This window comes from Streptomyces sp. NPDC049813, from assembly GCF_044465085.1.
GTDB lineage: Bacteria > Actinomycetota > Actinomycetes > Streptomycetales > Streptomycetaceae > Streptomyces.
Window position 1 is genome coordinate 287676 of sequence record NZ_JBITLI010000005.1, and the last position, 14540, is coordinate 302215.

At 72.1% G+C, this 14540-nt stretch carries 13 protein-coding genes; 6 read left to right on the forward strand and 7 right to left on the reverse strand.

Features of this window, described 5'->3' with window-relative positions; translation table 11 throughout:
* Nucleotides 1–334: 334 nt before the first annotated feature.
* The 3 genes from ACIBW6_RS13975 to ACIBW6_RS13985 are packed head-to-tail and all read right to left on the reverse strand — an operon-like array spanning nt 335 to nt 2622.
* A complete protein-coding gene (locus ACIBW6_RS13975) occupies nt 335–1156 on the reverse strand; it encodes a GNAT family N-acetyltransferase (RefSeq protein ID WP_399059515.1) in 822 nt (273 codons plus the stop codon).
* Nucleotides 1157–1216: 60 nt separating this feature from the next.
* Nucleotides 1217–1483: a protealysin inhibitor emfourin gene (locus ACIBW6_RS13980; RefSeq protein ID WP_399059516.1), complete on the reverse strand. Its 267-nt coding sequence runs from the start codon at nt 1481–1483 to the stop codon at nt 1217–1219.
* 53 nt (nt 1484–1536) lie between these two features.
* Nucleotides 1537–2622, reverse strand: coding sequence for a M4 family metallopeptidase (locus tag ACIBW6_RS13985; protein ID WP_399059517.1), 1086 nt, complete (start codon nt 2620–2622; stop codon nt 1537–1539).
* 290 nt (nt 2623–2912) lie between these two features.
* Here ACIBW6_RS13985 and leuA point away from each other — a divergent pair, with 290 nt between their 5' ends.
* Both leuA and ACIBW6_RS13995 read left to right on the forward strand, forming a co-directional pair.
* Nucleotides 2913–4634, forward strand: a complete 1722-nt coding sequence (gene leuA, locus ACIBW6_RS13990) for a 2-isopropylmalate synthase (RefSeq protein ID WP_399059518.1) — start codon at nt 2913–2915, stop codon at nt 4632–4634.
* Nucleotides 4635–4841: 207 nt separating this feature from the next.
* Entirely contained in the window at nt 4842–5519 is a 678-nt protein-coding gene (locus ACIBW6_RS13995; protein WP_399059519.1) for a TerB family tellurite resistance protein, read from the forward strand.
* A gap of 167 nt (nt 5520–5686) precedes the next feature.
* Here ACIBW6_RS13995 and ACIBW6_RS14000 read toward each other — a convergent pair whose 3' ends face one another.
* Genes ACIBW6_RS14000 through ACIBW6_RS14015 form a run of 4 tightly spaced genes read right to left on the reverse strand, consistent with a single transcriptional unit; the run spans nt 5687 to nt 11357 of the window.
* Nucleotides 5687–6688, reverse strand: a complete 1002-nt coding sequence (locus tag ACIBW6_RS14000; protein WP_399059521.1) for an oligopeptide/dipeptide ABC transporter ATP-binding protein — start codon at nt 6686–6688, stop codon at nt 5687–5689.
* Nucleotides 6685–8733: a dipeptide/oligopeptide/nickel ABC transporter permease/ATP-binding protein gene (locus ACIBW6_RS14005; protein ID WP_399059522.1), complete on the reverse strand. Its 2049-nt coding sequence runs from the start codon at nt 8731–8733 to the stop codon at nt 6685–6687. The genes ACIBW6_RS14000 and ACIBW6_RS14005 overlap by 4 nt, the downstream gene beginning before the upstream one ends.
* On the reverse strand, nt 8730–9689 hold the full coding sequence (locus ACIBW6_RS14010) for an ABC transporter permease (protein WP_399059523.1): 960 nt from the start codon (nt 9687–9689) through the stop codon (nt 8730–8732). Before ACIBW6_RS14010 ends, ACIBW6_RS14005 begins: the two co-directional genes overlap by 4 nt.
* Before the next feature lie 39 nt (nt 9690–9728).
* Nucleotides 9729–11357, reverse strand: coding sequence for an ABC transporter substrate-binding protein (locus ACIBW6_RS14015; protein WP_399059524.1), 1629 nt, complete (start codon nt 11355–11357; stop codon nt 9729–9731).
* A 213-nt stretch (nt 11358–11570) separates the two neighbouring features.
* On the opposite strand from ACIBW6_RS14015, the gene ACIBW6_RS14020 reads away from it, so the two are divergent.
* From ACIBW6_RS14020 to ACIBW6_RS14035, 4 genes are all read left to right on the forward strand, one after another.
* The gene (locus tag ACIBW6_RS14020; protein ID WP_399059701.1) at nt 11571–12314 is read left to right on the forward strand and encodes a FadR/GntR family transcriptional regulator; all 744 of its coding nucleotides are present in this window, start codon (nt 11571–11573) and stop codon (nt 12312–12314) included.
* A gap of 194 nt (nt 12315–12508) precedes the next feature.
* A complete protein-coding gene (locus ACIBW6_RS14025; protein ID WP_399059525.1) occupies nt 12509–12724 on the forward strand; it encodes a hypothetical protein in 216 nt (71 codons plus the stop codon).
* A 107-nt stretch (nt 12725–12831) separates the two neighbouring features.
* Nucleotides 12832–13581: a DNA repair protein RecO gene (gene recO / locus ACIBW6_RS14030; protein ID WP_399059527.1), complete on the forward strand. Its 750-nt coding sequence runs from the start codon at nt 12832–12834 to the stop codon at nt 13579–13581.
* Between the two features lie 75 nt (nt 13582–13656).
* A complete protein-coding gene (locus ACIBW6_RS14035; RefSeq protein ID WP_399059528.1) occupies nt 13657–14490 on the forward strand; it encodes an isoprenyl transferase in 834 nt (277 codons plus the stop codon).
* Nucleotides 14491–14540 lie beyond the last annotated feature (50 nt).

Consider the following 14540-nt stretch of genomic DNA (forward strand, 5'->3'; position numbering starts at 1 on the left):
GGTGCCGGGGCAGGTGGGTGCCGCCTGGGGCGCGGGGAACTGCGCGACCGGCCACAACGCTCCCGCATCCGGCGATGATGCTCAGCCCCGGGGCTCCGCCCCGGCCCCCGCTCCTCAATCGCCGGAGGGGCTTGATTTAGCCCCGTCAGGGGCGCGGGGAACTGCGCGACCGGCCACGACGCTCCCGCATCCGGCGATGATGCTCAGCCCCGGGGCTCCGCCCCGGCCCCCGCTCCTCAAGCGCCGGAGGGGCTTGAGACAGCCCGTCAGGGGCGCGGGGAACTGCGCGCTCGGCCGCGACGGCGGGTTCGCCGATGGATGACCGGGGGGCCGGTCACTCGGGGGCGGCGATCAGGGCCGTGCCGGTCGGGTGGAAGCCCAGGCGGGTGTAGACCCGGGCCACCTCGTCATCCCCGGCCGAGAGGAACACCGTAGAGGCGCCGGAGGCCACCGCCTCACGGACCAGGGCCGCCGTCACCGCGAGCCCCAGACCCCGGCGCCGCGCCGCGGGCAGCGTGCCGACCCCGGCGATCTCCGTCACGTCGCCGACGGGCAGATGCATGCCGGAGCAGAGGACGACCCCGTCCTCGACGGCCGCCGCGACGACCGTCCGCCCCGCCCGGATCCGCTCCTGGCAGGCCGCCACCGTGCCGTCCCCCGCCCGCGCCGCGACCTCCGCGAAGAGCTCGGCGGCGCCCGCCGGGCCCGTCGCGGTGCCGGGATGGGCGAACGCCACGTGCGGCAGCGCCAGCGCGGCCGCCAGGAACGGGTCCGCCGCGTCGAGGACGCGGACCAGCGGATGCGGCCCGGGCAGCGGCGCCGACGCGTCCCGCGCCATCAGCGGATGCGCGCTGACGCGCAGCCCGGCCGCCTCCACAGCCGCGCGCAGCCCCGGTGTCGTCTCCGCCACCCACTCGAACGCCGCGGGCGCTCCCACCTCCCGCTGCCGCGCGAGGACGGCGCGTACGTCGGCGACGCTCGGCGGCGGGGCGTCGGGGCGCAGCGCGGGCCGCGCGTAGTACGGCCAGCCCGGGCCCTCGCGGACGAAGAGCGTGAGCGAGCCGTACTCCTCGACGCGGGCGGCGGCGCGCGGCACCGCGTCGTAGTACCGCTCCAGGCGGCCGAGGAGAGGGGAGGGCGCGTCGGCAGGGGTCATGACGGCGGAGGCTACGTCAGGGACACCGGCACGCCGAGTCATTTTCCCGGGCCCGCACGCTCACGCCCCCTCCTTGAGGACGCGGCGGATCAGGCTGCGCTGCTCGTCCGTGAGGCGGGGGTCCGCGCAGTACACGCGGGTGCCGTCCACGGTGATGGTGTAGCTGAAGCCGTCGGGGACCCCGACGGGCGGCGTGCCCCGGCCCGCGGCCACCGCCCGCTCGGCCAGGGCGTGCCACTCGTGGGCATCGGCGCGGCCCGCGGTGTCGACCTCCGCGTGCCGCTCGATGCCGGCGAACCCGCCCGTGCGGGAGACGTGAATACGCATGGGTCCCTGTCTACTCCTGTCGGGGGCCCGCCGGGACCCGCCAAGACCCGCCATCACTGGGTGGGGACCCCGACCTGCTCCCAGGCCTTGAGCACGGACTGGTGCTCCTCACCCGCGCCGTAGCGGGCCTGCGAGGCCTTCACCGTCGCCTTGGCGAAGTCGGCGAAGAGGCAGTCCTGCGCCAGCTCGCCGCTGGTGAGGGTGTCGAACCAGATCTGCCCTGCCCGCTCCCACGCGTGCCCGCCCAGCGCCTCGGCGAGGAGGTAGAAGGCGTGGTTGGGGATGCCGGAGTTGATGTGCACGCCGCCGTTGTCCCGGCCCGTCCTCACGAAGTGGGCCATGTCGGCGGGCTGCGGGTCCTTGCCGAGCACGTCGTCGTCGTAGGCCGTGCCCGGCGCCTTCATGGAGCGCAGGGCGACACCGGTGACGCGCGGCGCCAGCAGCCCCGCACCGATCAGCCAGTCGGCCTCGGCGGCGGTCTGGCCCAGCGTGTACTGCTTGATGAGCGAGCCGAAGACGTCCGACACCGACTCGTTCAGCGCGCCGGGCTGCCCGAAGTAGGTCAGGTTCGCGGTGTACTGCGTGACGCCGTGGGTCAGCTCGTGCCCGATGACGTCGACCGGGAGGGTGAAGTCGAGGAAGATCTCGCCGTCACCATCGCCGAACACCATCTGCTCGCCGTTCCAGAAGGCGTTGTTGTAGTCCTCGTCGTAGTGCACCGTCGCGTCGAGCGGCAGGCCCTGGCCGTCGATCGAGTGGCGGGCGTACTTCTCCAGGTACAGCTCGAAGGTGGCGCCGAGACCGGCGTGGGCGCGGTTGACGGTGGCGTCCGTGCCGGGCTCGTCGCCCTCGCCGCGGACCTTGTGGCCCGGCAGCTCCGTGCCGTGGCGGGCGTCGTAGATGGTCCGCCGCGGCTGCTGGTCCGCGGTGTCGGACGCCGGGGCGGCGGCGGGGGCGCCGAGCACGGTGGTCATCCGGCGTCGGGTGCGCTCCAGGGCGTCACGCTCCAGGCTCCTGCGGGCCCGGGCGGCGACGGCCGCGTCGTCCGACTGGGCGACCCGGTCCTGGAGGTGGGGCGGCACGATGGTGCAGAAAACGGGCTCGAACCCTTCCGGGTTCCCCGTGAGGTTGGTGGTCATGCGAGGCAATGTGGCACTGCGTCATGGTGCTGTCACTACCTGCCACCATGATTAGTGAAATAGAGGTATTGATCACCTCTTACCCGTTACCTCGTACCGGTCCCGCATACTGATACGGGTCCTCGCGTCCGGCGCGACTCGGCTAAGGTGCGGTGCATCATGCGTTTCGGGCTGCTTCTCCTTAGCTGCCGCGGCGAGGGCCTGTAGTCGAGGCCGACCCCCTCCCCGCGGAGTTTGGTGTTGCGCCGGTCGGCCGCCTTACCGGCCACCCTCGAGGAGCCCCACGCACCATGCCGAACTTCCAGCGCCCCACGTCGATGCCGATCCACAAGTACGGTCAGTACGACCAGGTGGACATCGCCGACCGCACCTGGCCGGACAACCGGATCACCGCCGCCCCCCGCTGGCTCTCCACCGACCTGCGCGACGGCAACCAGGCACTGATCGACCCGATGTCGCCGGCCCGTAAGCGCGAGATGTTCGACCTGCTGGTCCGCATGGGCTACAAGGAGATCGAGGTCGGCTTCCCGAGCTCCGGGCAGACGGACTTCGACTTCGTCCGGTCGATCATCGAGGACCCGGACGCGATCCCGGACGACGTCACCATCTCCGTACTGACGCAGGCCCGCGAGGAGCTGATCGCGCGGACCGTGGAGTCCCTGGTCGGCGCCAAGCGCGCCACGGTCCACCTGTACAACGCGACGGCGCCGGTCTGGCGCGAGGTCGTCTTCCGCGGCTCCAAGGACGCGGTCAAGCAGATCGCCGTCGACGGCACCCGCCTGGTCATGGAGTACGCGGAGAAGCTGCTGGGCCCCGAGACGGTCTTCGGCTACCAGTACAGCCCGGAGATCTTCACCGACACCGAGCTGGACTTCGCCCTGGAGGTCTGCGAGGCCGTCTGCGACGAGTGGCAGCCGGGCCCGGACCGCGAGATCATCCTGAACCTGCCCGCCACGGTGGAGCGTTCGACCCCCTCCACGCACGCGGACCGCTTCGAGTGGATGAGCCGCCACCTGACGCGCCGCCCGTACGTGTGCCTGTCCGTGCACCCGCACAACGACCGGGGCACCGCCGTCGCCGCCGCCGAACTGGCGATCATGGCCGGCGCCGACCGCATCGAGGGCTGCCTGTTCGGCCAGGGCGAGCGCACCGGCAACGTCGACCTGGTGACCCTGGGCATGAACCTGTTCTCGCAGGGCGTCGACCCGCAGATCGACTTCTCGGTCATCGACGAGATCCGCCGCACCGCCGAGTACTGCACGCAGATGGAGGTCCACCCGCGCCACCCGTACGCGGGCGACCTGGTCTACACCGCCTTCTCCGGCTCCCACCAGGACGCCATCAAGAAGGGCTTCGAGGCGATGGAGAACCGCGCCGCGCAGGCCGGGAAGACCGTCGACGACATCGAGTGGGCCGTGCCGTACCTGCCGATCGACCCGAAGGACGTCGGCCGCTCCTACGAGGCCGTCATCCGGGTCAACTCCCAGTCCGGCAAGGGCGGTATCGCCTACGTCCTGAAGAACGACCACAGCCTGGACCTGCCGCGCCGCATGCAGGTCGAGTTCTCCAAGGTCATCCAGGCCAAGACGGACGCCGAGGGCGGCGAGGTCACGCCGAAGGACATCTGGAGTGTCTTCCGCGACGAGTACCTGCCCAACCCGGAGAACCCGTGGGGCCGCATCCAGGTCAAGGCGGGCCAGACGACCACCGACACCGACGGCGTCGACACGCTGACCGTCGAGGCCGCGGTCGACGGCGTCGAGCAGGTCCTGGTCGGCACCGGCAACGGTCCGATCTCCGCGTTCTTCCACGCGCTGCAGGGCATCGGCATCGACGCCCGGCTGCTGGACTACCAGGAGCACACGATGAGCGAGGGCGCCTCCGCGGTCGCCGCCTCGTACATCGAGGTCGCCATCGACGACAAGGTTCTGTGGGGGATCGGGATCGACGCGAATACGACACGTGCGTCGCTGCAGGCAGTCGTCTCCGCGGTCAACCGCGCCACCCGCTGACCCGGCTGAGCTGCACTTTCGCGGCCCCGCACCCCATTTGTGGGGGCGCGGGGCCGCGTCATGTCTCGGCCAGCCGACGCCCCTGCCGTGACCTCGGCGTGACCAAGGTACTGACGCCGCCTCGACAATGTGGCTAACATCACGCCAACGCCGCGATGTTGCGGTGCCGTTACGGAGGTGTGCGACGTGCTGCCGATCTGGGGACGTATGCGACGGACCGGGGTCTCTCGGGTTCTGGGCGTGCACACCGCGTGGACCACCGTGGGCGACGGCGAGTTCTTCTGCCCGGGCTGCGGCGGCGACCGCAACTTCGAGCGCCGTACGGGCCGTCGCCGGTTCACCGTGCTCGGCGTGCCGGTGCTGCCGCGCGGCGAGACCGGGCCCGTCGTCCAGTGCGCCGCCTGCGAGGGCCGTTTCGGCCCGGACGCGCTCGACCACCCCACCACCCACCGCTTCTCCGGCATGCTGCGCGACGCCGTCCACACCGTGGTGCTCGCGGTGCTCTCCGCGGGCAACGCCTCCTCCCGTACGGCGCTGGAGTGTGCCGTCGGCACCGTGCGGGCCGCCGGGTTCGACGACTGCTCGGAGGAGCAACTGGCCGCGCTGGTCGAGGCGTTGCGGCTGGACACGGGCCGGCTGCCGGAGCACTGCGGGGCCGGCGCCGGGCTGGCCATAGAGCTGCACGAGGCGCTCGACCCGCTCGCCCAGCACCTCGCCCCGGCCGGGCGCGAGTCGATCCTGCTCCAGGGCGCGCGGATCGCCCTGGCGGACGGGCCGTACTCGGCGGCGGAGCGGGACGTGCTCGGCACGGTGGGCGCCGCCCTGACCATGTGCACGGACGAGGTGACCCGCCTCCTGACGGTGGCCGCCCGCACCCCGAGCTAGGTCCCGCCTCCGCCTCCGCCTGCGCTCAGCGGGGCCCCGGGGGAGAGCGCCGGGCAAAAATCAGCCCCTCCGGCGATTGAGGAGCGGGGTCCGGGGCGGAGCCCCGTGGCCTCAGGCCGAGCGCCGGGCGCCGAGCCCAGGCCGAGCCCCGCCTCGCGCGGGCCCCGTCAGAACGCCTCCCGGACAAGATCCCGCGTGGACTGCTCCGCGTCCACCGGATGATGGCACCGGAAGACATGCCCCCCGGCCCCCCGCGGCCCCGGCATGGCCCCCGCACACGTCACGTCCGCCCGCCAGCACCGCGTACGGAACGGGCAGCCGGACGGCGGCCGCGTCGCCGACGGCACCGGACCGGCCAGCGGGATCGGGTCGACCGGGTCGAGCAGCCCGGGCGTCGCCGAGAACAGGGCGCGGGTGTACGGGTGCCGGGACCGGTCGAGGACGTCGGTGGCCGGGGTCTCCTCCACGATGCGGCCCAGGTACATCGTGATGACCCGGTCGCTCATCCGCCGCACGGTCTGGATGTCGTGCGAGACGAAGACCAGGGCGATGCCGAGCCGCTCCTTGAGGTCGAGGAGGAGGTTGAGGATCTGCGCCCGCACCGACACGTCCAGCGCGCTCGTCGGCTCGTCGGCCACGACCAGCGCGGGCTCCAGGGCCAGCGCCCGCGCGATGGCGACCCGCTGGCGCTGGCCGCCGGAGAGCTGGCCGGGCAGGACGTCGGCCAGGGCCGCGGGAAGGCCGACGAGGCCCAGCAACTCCCGTACCCGGGCCTGCCGTTCCGCGGCCGTACCGCGCCGGTGCACGTCCAGGGGGTCGCACACGATCTGCCGTACGGTCAGCCGCCGGTTCAGGGCCGTCGACGGGTCCTGGAAGACCATGCCGACGCCGGTGCCGAGCGCGGCGCGGCGCCTATCGGGAGGCATGGTCCACAGGTCGCCGCCCTGGTGCGTCACCGTCCCCGAGGTCGGTCTCTCCACGCCCACCAGGACCTTGGCCAGCGTCGACTTGCCGCAGCCCGACTCGCCCACGACGCCGACCGTCTCGCCGGGGGCGACGGAGAGGTCGGCGGCGGTGAGGGCGTACACGTGGTCGCGGCTGAAGAGGCCGCCGGAGCGGGCCTTGTGCACGACGTGTACGTCGGCCAACTCCACCAGGGGATGGGTCATTTCGGGTCCCTCTCCGTGGGGGTCGCGCGGCGCGCCGTGGGTACGGACGTGGTGTGCGCGGCGCCGGGACCGCCGTGGTTGCTCGCGCCGTTCCCCGCGCCCCTTCGGGGCGCCGCCGGGTGGTGGCACGCCGCCGCGTGACCCGGACCGCCCGTCAGCTCCGGGGCCCTCTGGCGGCACACCTCCGACGCCAGCGGGCAGCGGTCGGCGAAGCGGCAGCCCCGCGGGAAGTCGGCCGGGGAGGGGACGACGCCCTTGATCTGGGTCAGGCGCTCCGCCGCCGACTCCAGCGAGAGGACCGAGCCGAGCAGCCCGCGGGTGTAGTGGTGGGCGGGCGCCTCGACCAGGTCCGCGGTCACGCCCGTCTCCACGATCTGGCCGCCGTACATGACGACGACGCGGTCGGTCACGTCGGCGACCAGCGCCAGGTCGTGCGAGACCAGGACGAGCGCGAAGCCCAGTTCGGCGCGGAGGCGCAGCAGCAGCTCGATCACCTGGGCCTGCACGGTCACGTCGAGCGCGGTCGTCGGCTCGTCGGCGACGATCAGCTTCGGGTCGCGGGAGAGCGCCATGGCGATCAGGACGCGCTGGCGCTGGCCGCCGGAGAGCTCGTGCGGATAGCTGCGCAGGGTGCGCTGCGGGTCGAGCCCGACGAGGTCGAGCAGGGCCGCGGGGGAGCGGCGGCCGCCGCGCCGCACGACCTGCTTGAGCTGGGCGCGTACGGTCATCGCCGGGTTGAGGGACGACAGCGCGTCCTGGTAGATCATCGCCATGTCGTGGCCGAGGAGACGGCGGCGCGCGCCCATCGGCAGGCCGACCAGCTCGCGGCCGTCGAAGGTGACGTGGCCGCGGATCCGGGCGCCCTTGGGGTGCAGGCCCATCACGGTCAGCGCGGTCAGCGACTTGCCGCAGCCGGACTCGCCGACCAGGCCGAGGACTTCGCCGGGCCGGACGTCGAAGCTGATGCCGTCGACGATGTCGACCCCGCCGTGCCGTCCCTCGAAGCCGATGGCCAGGGAGCGTACGGACAGCACGGGCGGGGCGTCGGGCAGGGGGCGGGCGCGGGCGCGCAGGCGGGCGGCGGCCTCGGTGAGGCCGGGGAGTTCGAGGACCTGGCCGGTGCCGGGCGCGGGGGCCTCCAGGCGGTCGGGCTCCGCGGCCGTGGGGACGTCGCGCGCGGCGGGCGCCGCCCACGCGTCGGAGGCGCCTTCGCTCAGCACGTTCAGCGACAGGACGGTGAGCAGCATCAGCAGGCCGGGGAAGACGGTCGCCCACCAGCCGCCGATCAGCACCATGTTCTTGCCGTCGGCGATGACGCTGCCCCAGGACGGGTCCGGGGGCCGCACGCCCGCGCCGATGAAGGAGAGCGACGCCTCGAAGACGATCGCCTCCGCGACCTGCACGGTGCAGAAGACGAGGATCGGGGCCGCGCAGTTGACGGCGACGTGCTTGAGCACGATGTGCGGGGTGCGGGCGCCGATGACCCGCTCGGCGGTGACGTAGTCCTCGCCGTACTGGTCGAGGACGTTGGCGCGCACGACCCGGGCGATCGGCGGCGTGAACAGGAAGGCGAGCGCGCAGATCAGCACCGGGATGCCGCCGCCGAACACGGCGACGAGGACGGCGGCCAGCGCGATGCCGGGGAACGCCATGACGACGTCGAGGCAGCGCATGAGCGTCTCGTCGACCGCCTTGCCGGAGGTCGCCGCGACCGCGCCGAGGACCGCGCCGACGACGAGCGCGAGCAGCGTCGCCCCGAGCCCGATGGCGAGCGACCAGCGGGCCCCGTACATGAGCCGGCTGAGGATGTCGCGGCCGAGGCTGTCCTGTCCCATCCAGTGCGCGGCGGACGGCTGCCCGACGCCGTCCACCTGCGGCTGCTGGTCGAGCGGGTCGTGCGGCGCGAGCAGCGGTGCGAGGACGGCCATGAGGACGACGACGGCCAGGACGCCGAGTGCGATCCGCGACAGCCACGGCAGCCGCAGGAATCCGGCCCTCCCGGCGTTCGGGGAGCGGGGTCCGGGGCGGCGCCCCGCGGCCTTCACGACTGCCCCCGCAGCCGCGGGTTCACCAGCAGGTACAGCACATCGATCACCAGGTTGACCACGACGAACCCGACGGCCGTGGTGAGCACGACCCCCTGCACCACGGCCGGGTCCCCGTTCTTCACCGCGTCGATCATCAGCTTCCCCATCCCGGGCAGGGAGAAGATCGTCTCCACGACCACCGCCCCGCCCAGCAGATAGCCCACGCGCAGCCCGAGCACGGTGAGCGGGTTGATCAGGGCGTTGCGCAGGACGTTGCGGCCGACCACGACGGCCGGTGGCAGCCCGCTGCCGACGGCCGTGCGCACGTAGTCCTTGTCCAGCTCCTCCACCACGGCCGTGCGCACGATCCGGGTGAGCTGGGCGGCGACCGGCAGCGACAGCGCGAGCGCGGGCAGCGTCATGGTCCGCAGCCAGCCGGACGGCGAGTCGGCCGGGTTGACGTAGCCGCCGGTCGGGAACCAGCCCAGGTCCACGGAGAGGTACTGGATCATCAGCAGGGCCAGCCAGAAGCCGGGCGCCGCGACGCCGGTCAGGGAGACGACCCGGACGACCTGGTCCCAGGCGCGGTCGCGGTGGATGGCGGCGCTGATGCCGAGCGTCAGGGAGACGACGACGGCGATGCCGAGCCCCAGGAACGTCAGTTGCAGGGTGAGCGGCAGCGCGGTGGTGATCTGCTCGACGACCGGCTGCCGGGTCAGCACGCTGATCCCCAGGTCGCCCCGGAGCAGGTCGCCGACGAAGTGCAGGTAGCGCAGCGGCAGCGGATCGAGGAGCCCGTTGCGCTCGCGGAAGTCGTGCAGCTGCCGCGGCGTCGGGTTGGCGCCCTGGAAGTACGCGGACGCCGGGTCGATGTCGGCGAAGCGCATCACGAGGAACACGAACAGGACGATGCCGAGCAGCAGCGGCACGAGCAGCACGAGCCTGCGGGCGAGGATGCGGGCGATCACGGCCACGGGCACGGACTCCCTTACGTAGTGACCAGCTGGCGGGGCTTACGCGGGGCGCGCCTTGAGGACGTTGATGCCGGGGTAGGGCTGCGCCTGCACCCCGGTGATCCTCCGGCCGTCCCAGGCGGTCATCAGCTCGTTGTGCACGACGGGGTAGATGACGGCCTGCTCGGCGACGGTGTCCAGGTACTCCTGGATCATCGTCTTCTTCTTTGCGGCGTCCGGCTCCCTGGTGGCCTGGTCCATCTGCCGGAAGAGCTGCTTGGCGGTGGTGTTCCCCGCCCAACGGGCATAGCCCATCCAGAGGTTGGCCGGCCCGTAGTTGTAGCGCATGATCAGGTCGGCGTCGAGACCGAACTGGTTCGGGTTCGAGGCGGCTGCCACCACCTGGTAGTCCTTCTTCTGGTCCATCTTGGTGAAGACGGCGGTGGTCTCCTGCGGGTCGAGCGTGGTGCGCACGCCGATCGCGTCCCAGGAGGCCTTGATGGTCGGCAGGCAGTCGACGATCCAGGAGACGTTGACCGCCATGAGGTCGACGCGCAGGCCGCTGACGCCCGCGTCCTTCAGCAGCTGCCGTGCCTTCTTCGGGTCGTACGCGTACACCGTCCCGGCCCGGCGGTGGCTCGGGTTCTGCTCGTTCAGGAACGAACTCGCCGCCTTGCCGTGGCCCTTGAGCGCGACCTCGATCATCTTGCCGGTGTCGATGGCGTAGTGCAGTGCCTGGCGCACGCGGACGTCGTCGAAGGGCTTGTGCGCCGTGTTGAACATCAGGAAGAGGTTGTTCATCCCGGCCCCGCCCTCGACGGTCAGCCCGTCCCGCTCGAGGCGCTGGATGTTGGCGTAGGGGATGTTGTCGGCGATCTGCGCGTCGGCGCTGCCGCCGGAGATCTTGGCGACGCGCGGCGCCGCGTCCACGATGGTCAGCCAGTTCATCGAGCGGTAGGCGGGCTTGCGCGGGCCGTTGTAGCCGTCGAAGGCGGCGAAGGTGGTGTTCGTCTTCGGCTGGTGCGAGACCTGCCGGTACGGTCCCGAGCCGACCGCCTTGCCCTTCATCGCCTCGTCCCACGCGCCGGCCGCCGAGAAGACGTGCTTCGGCATGATCTTCGCGAGGGTCAGCCGCGCGACCCCGTCCGGGAAGGGGAACTTGAGGAGCAGCTCGACCGAGGACTCGCCGGTCTTGCGGACCTCCTTCAGCCAGCTCTCGAAGAACCCCTTGGCGAGCGTCTGCGTCTTCGGGTCGAGGATCCGCTCGAAGACGAAGACCACGTCGTCGGCGGTGACCGGCTTCCCGTCGTGCCAGGTGGCCCCCGAGCGCAGGGTGAACTTCCAGGACGTGCCCTTCAGTTGTGTCTCGTCCGGCACCGAGGTGGCCAGCGCCGCGTACGGGGCCCGGGTGATCGGGTCGGTGTCCACGAGGCCCTCGTAGATGTGCTGGTTGCCGGCCATCGCGAACGCGGACGCCGTCTGCGTCGGGTCCCAGCTGCCGTCGTTGCCGTAGCCGATGACGGCCGTCAGGGAGGCCGAGCCGCCCGTGCCGCCGTCCTCGCCGGTGCCGTTGGTGGACTTGGGCCCGGACGAACAGGCCGACAGCGACGTGGAGACGGCGGCCGCCGCGGCCAGGGCGCCGGTGTGCGCGAGGAAGGAGCGGCGGCCGCTTGCGTCGTGCTCGCTCATGGTGCCTCCAGTGACTGCGGTGAAGGGGCGGCCCGGCCGGGGCGATGCGCGAAGCCGGGAGATCCAACGTCCTACGTCTGGGTAGCGACGTGACCATAAGAGGCCCCGCTGAGGCGGTCAAGAGATCGCGCAGAACGCACATGCGTGCGCAGCCCACCCCCCGCGAAGAAGTTCCGCCCCGAGATGGGACGTGGGATGTCCGGAGCACTTACGATGCGGCGCATGCCCGAGGAGCGCAGGAATCCCGCCGTACGCCCCCGCCGCGTCGGCCACCAGGTCCAGCGCGCGGTGATGCAACAGATCCTCGACGCGGGGCTGCGCCCCGGCGCGCTCCTGCCCACCGAAGCCGAGCTGATGGAGAGCCTCGGGGTCAGCCGGAACTCGGTCCGGGAGGCGCTCAAGGCCCTCCAGGCGCTCGACATCGTGGAGATCCGGCACGGCTACGGCACCTACGTCGGCCAGGCCTCGCTGACCCCGCTCGCCGACAATCTCACCTTCCGCACCCTGCTGCGCCCCGCCGACGACGCGCACGCCCTCGCCGAGATACTCCAGGTCCGCGAGATCCTGGAGGAAGGGCTGATCCGCCGGGTCGCCGCCGCCCCGCCGGACGCCGGAACCCTGGACCAACTCGACGCGATCGTACGGAAGATGGGGGAGGCGGGGGCGGCCGGCGAGCCCTTCGCCGACCTGGACCGCGCGTTCCACGAGACGCTCTACGGCTCGCTCGGCAACGAGCTGATACCGCAGCTGCTCGGCGCGTTCTGGAACGTCTTCGACCGGGTCGCCGGGGTCCGCCGGTGGGCGGGGGACCCGGCGCCCGAGGTGACCGTCGACCGGCATCGCGCCATCGTGGCCGCGCTGCGCGCCCGCGACGTGGCCGGCGCCGAGCACGCCATGGCCACGCACTTCCGCGGCATCGGCAAGCGCGCCGAGCAGGAGACCCGCGGGGTCGGCTGAACCACCGGCGCGGGGACGCAAAGTCACCACTGCGGCACTAAGCGTGAAATAGGATCGGGGCGAGGGGGTCACCCGGCGAGCCCCCGTTCGCCCCGTGTCCATCTCCGGAATCGGGGCGTTGTCCGGTTGACACGGCGACCGCCCGGCCGTCACCCCCTCGCGCAGGACGCACAACCGGACAGGAGCGCCACCCGATGAAGCCAGCCATCGGTTCGTACGCGGTCGACATGAGCACCGGCCGGGTGGGACGGGTGATGGGACACGAGGGCCCGTACGTGCAGCTGCGCCCCTTCGGCGGCGGCCGGGAGTGGGACTGTTCGCCCGACATGGTGCGGGAGGCCACCACCACGGAGCGGCTGCGCGCGGCGACCGCCTACGCCAACCGCAGGAGCCGCGGCGAGGTCCCCTGAGCGGCACCTGACACGGAGCCCGGGCCACGGGGGACCGGTGTGGAGAGGCAGAATGGGGGGATGACCCTGCTCCGTGAAGACGACGCCGCCGCCCGTGGGGGTGCGCGATGAGTCTCTTCCGTGACGACGGGATCGTCCTGCGGACCCAGAAACTCGGCGAGGCCGACCGCATCATCACCCTCCTCACCCGCGGCCACGGCCGGGTGCGCGCCGTGGCCCGCGGCGTGCGCCGCACCAAGTCCAAGTTCGGGGCCCGGCTCGAACCCTTCTCCCACGTCGACGTGCAGTTCTTCGCGCGGGGCAGCGAACTGATCGGGCGCGGTCTGCCGCTGTGCACGCAGAGCGAGACCATCGCCGCGTACGGCGGCGGCATCGTCACCGACTACGCCCGCTACACCGCCGGCACCGCGATGCTGGAGACGGCGGAGCGGTTCACCGACCACGAGGGCGAACCGGCCGTCCAGCAGTACCTGCTGCTCGTCGGCGCCCTGCGCACCCTCGCCCGCGGCGAGCACGAGGCGCACCTCATCCTCGACGCGTTCCTGCTCCGCTCCCTCGCGGTGAACGGGTACGCGCCCACCTTCGGCGACTGCGCCCGGTGCGGAATGCCCGGGCCCAACCGGTTCTTCTCGGTCGGCGCGGGCGGCTCGGTCTGCGCCGACTGCCGGGTACCGGGCAGCGTCGTACCCTCGCCCGGGGCCCTCACCCTGCTCGCCGCGCTGCTGAGCGGCGACTGGGAGACGGCCGACGCGAGTGAACCACGCTTCGTGCGGGAGGGCAGCGGTCTGGTCTCGGCCTACCTTCACTGGCACCTGGAGCGCGGACTGCGTTCGCTGCGCTACGTGGAGAAGAGCTAGCGCGCCGGCGCTGGATGTCAGAGCAGGAAAAACTGAGCTAACTGAGCTAACTGAGCTAGGGGAGAGGCCCGGAACATGGCACGTCGCTCAATCCTCGGACGGTCGTCCCGTCATGAGTACGAGACACCGCAACCGCACCCGTCGGGCGCGCGGCCGCCGAAGATCCCGGGCGAGCTGGTGCCCGGGCACGTCGCCATCGTGATGGACGGCAACGGCCGCTGGGCCAAGGAGCGCGGGCTGCCGCGCACGGAAGGGCACAAGGTCGGTGCCGAGCGCGTCCTGGACGTCCTCCAGGGCGCCGTCGAGCTGGGCGTCGGCGCGATCTCGCTCTACGCGTTCTCCACGGAGAACTGGAAGCGCTCGCCCGACGAGGTCCGCTTCCTGATGAACTTCAACCGGGACTTCATCCGCAAGACCCGCGACCAGCTCGACGCGCTCGGCATCCGGGTGCGGTGGGTCGGCCGGATGCCCAAGCTGTGGAAGTCGGTCGCCAAGGAGCTGGAGATCTCCCAGGAGCAGACCAAGGACAACGACCGGCTGACCCTGTACTTCTGCATGAACTACGGGGGCCGGGCCGAGATCGCCGACGCGGCGCAGGCGCTCGCCGAGGATGTGAAGGCCGGGCGGCTCGATCCGGCGAAGGTCAGCGAGAAGACCTTCGCGAAGTACCTGTACTACCCGGACATGCCGGACGTCGACCTGTTCCTGCGGCCCAGTGGTGAGCAGCGCACGTCCAACTACCTGCTGTGGCAGAGCGCGTACGCGGAGATGGTCTTCCAGGACGTGCTGTGGCCGGACTTCGACCGGCGGGACCTGTGGCGGGCCTGTGTGGAGTACGCCTCCCGCGACCGGCGCTTCGGGGGTGCGACCCCCAACGAGGTGCTGCTCCAGCTGGAGGGCGGGGCCTGACCGACCCCGGTCGCGTCTGCGCGGCGGGGCTTCGCCGCGGTCTGCGGGTC

Bases quoted from the DNA above. Each gene is read 5' to 3' on its own strand.
- ACIBW6_RS14020 (WP_399059701.1), top strand. From the start codon at position 11,571: ATGCGGCGCATGCCCGAGGAGCGCAGGAATCCCGCCGTACGCCCCCGC.
- ACIBW6_RS14015 (WP_399059524.1), bottom strand. From the start codon at position 11,357: ATGAGCGAGCACGACGCAAGCGGCCGCCGCTCCTTCCTCGCGCACACC.
- ACIBW6_RS13995 (WP_399059519.1), top strand. From the start codon at position 4,842: ATGCGACGGACCGGGGTCTCTCGGGTTCTGGGCGTGCACACCGCGTGG.
- ACIBW6_RS13985 (WP_399059517.1), bottom strand. From the start codon at position 2,622: ATGACCACCAACCTCACGGGGAACCCGGAAGGGTTCGAGCCCGTTTTC.
- leuA (WP_399059518.1), top strand. From the start codon at position 2,913: ATGCCGAACTTCCAGCGCCCCACGTCGATGCCGATCCACAAGTACGGT.
- recO (WP_399059527.1), top strand. From the start codon at position 12,832: ATGAGTCTCTTCCGTGACGACGGGATCGTCCTGCGGACCCAGAAACTC.
- ACIBW6_RS13975 (WP_399059515.1), bottom strand. From the start codon at position 1,156: ATGACCCCTGCCGACGCGCCCTCCCCTCTCCTCGGCCGCCTGGAGCGG.
- ACIBW6_RS14035 (WP_399059528.1), top strand. From the start codon at position 13,657: ATGGCACGTCGCTCAATCCTCGGACGGTCGTCCCGTCATGAGTACGAG.
- ACIBW6_RS14000 (WP_399059521.1), bottom strand. From the start codon at position 6,688: ATGACCCATCCCCTGGTGGAGTTGGCCGACGTACACGTCGTGCACAAG.
- ACIBW6_RS13980 (WP_399059516.1), bottom strand. From the start codon at position 1,483: ATGCGTATTCACGTCTCCCGCACGGGCGGGTTCGCCGGCATCGAGCGG.
- ACIBW6_RS14025 (WP_399059525.1), top strand. From the start codon at position 12,509: ATGAAGCCAGCCATCGGTTCGTACGCGGTCGACATGAGCACCGGCCGG.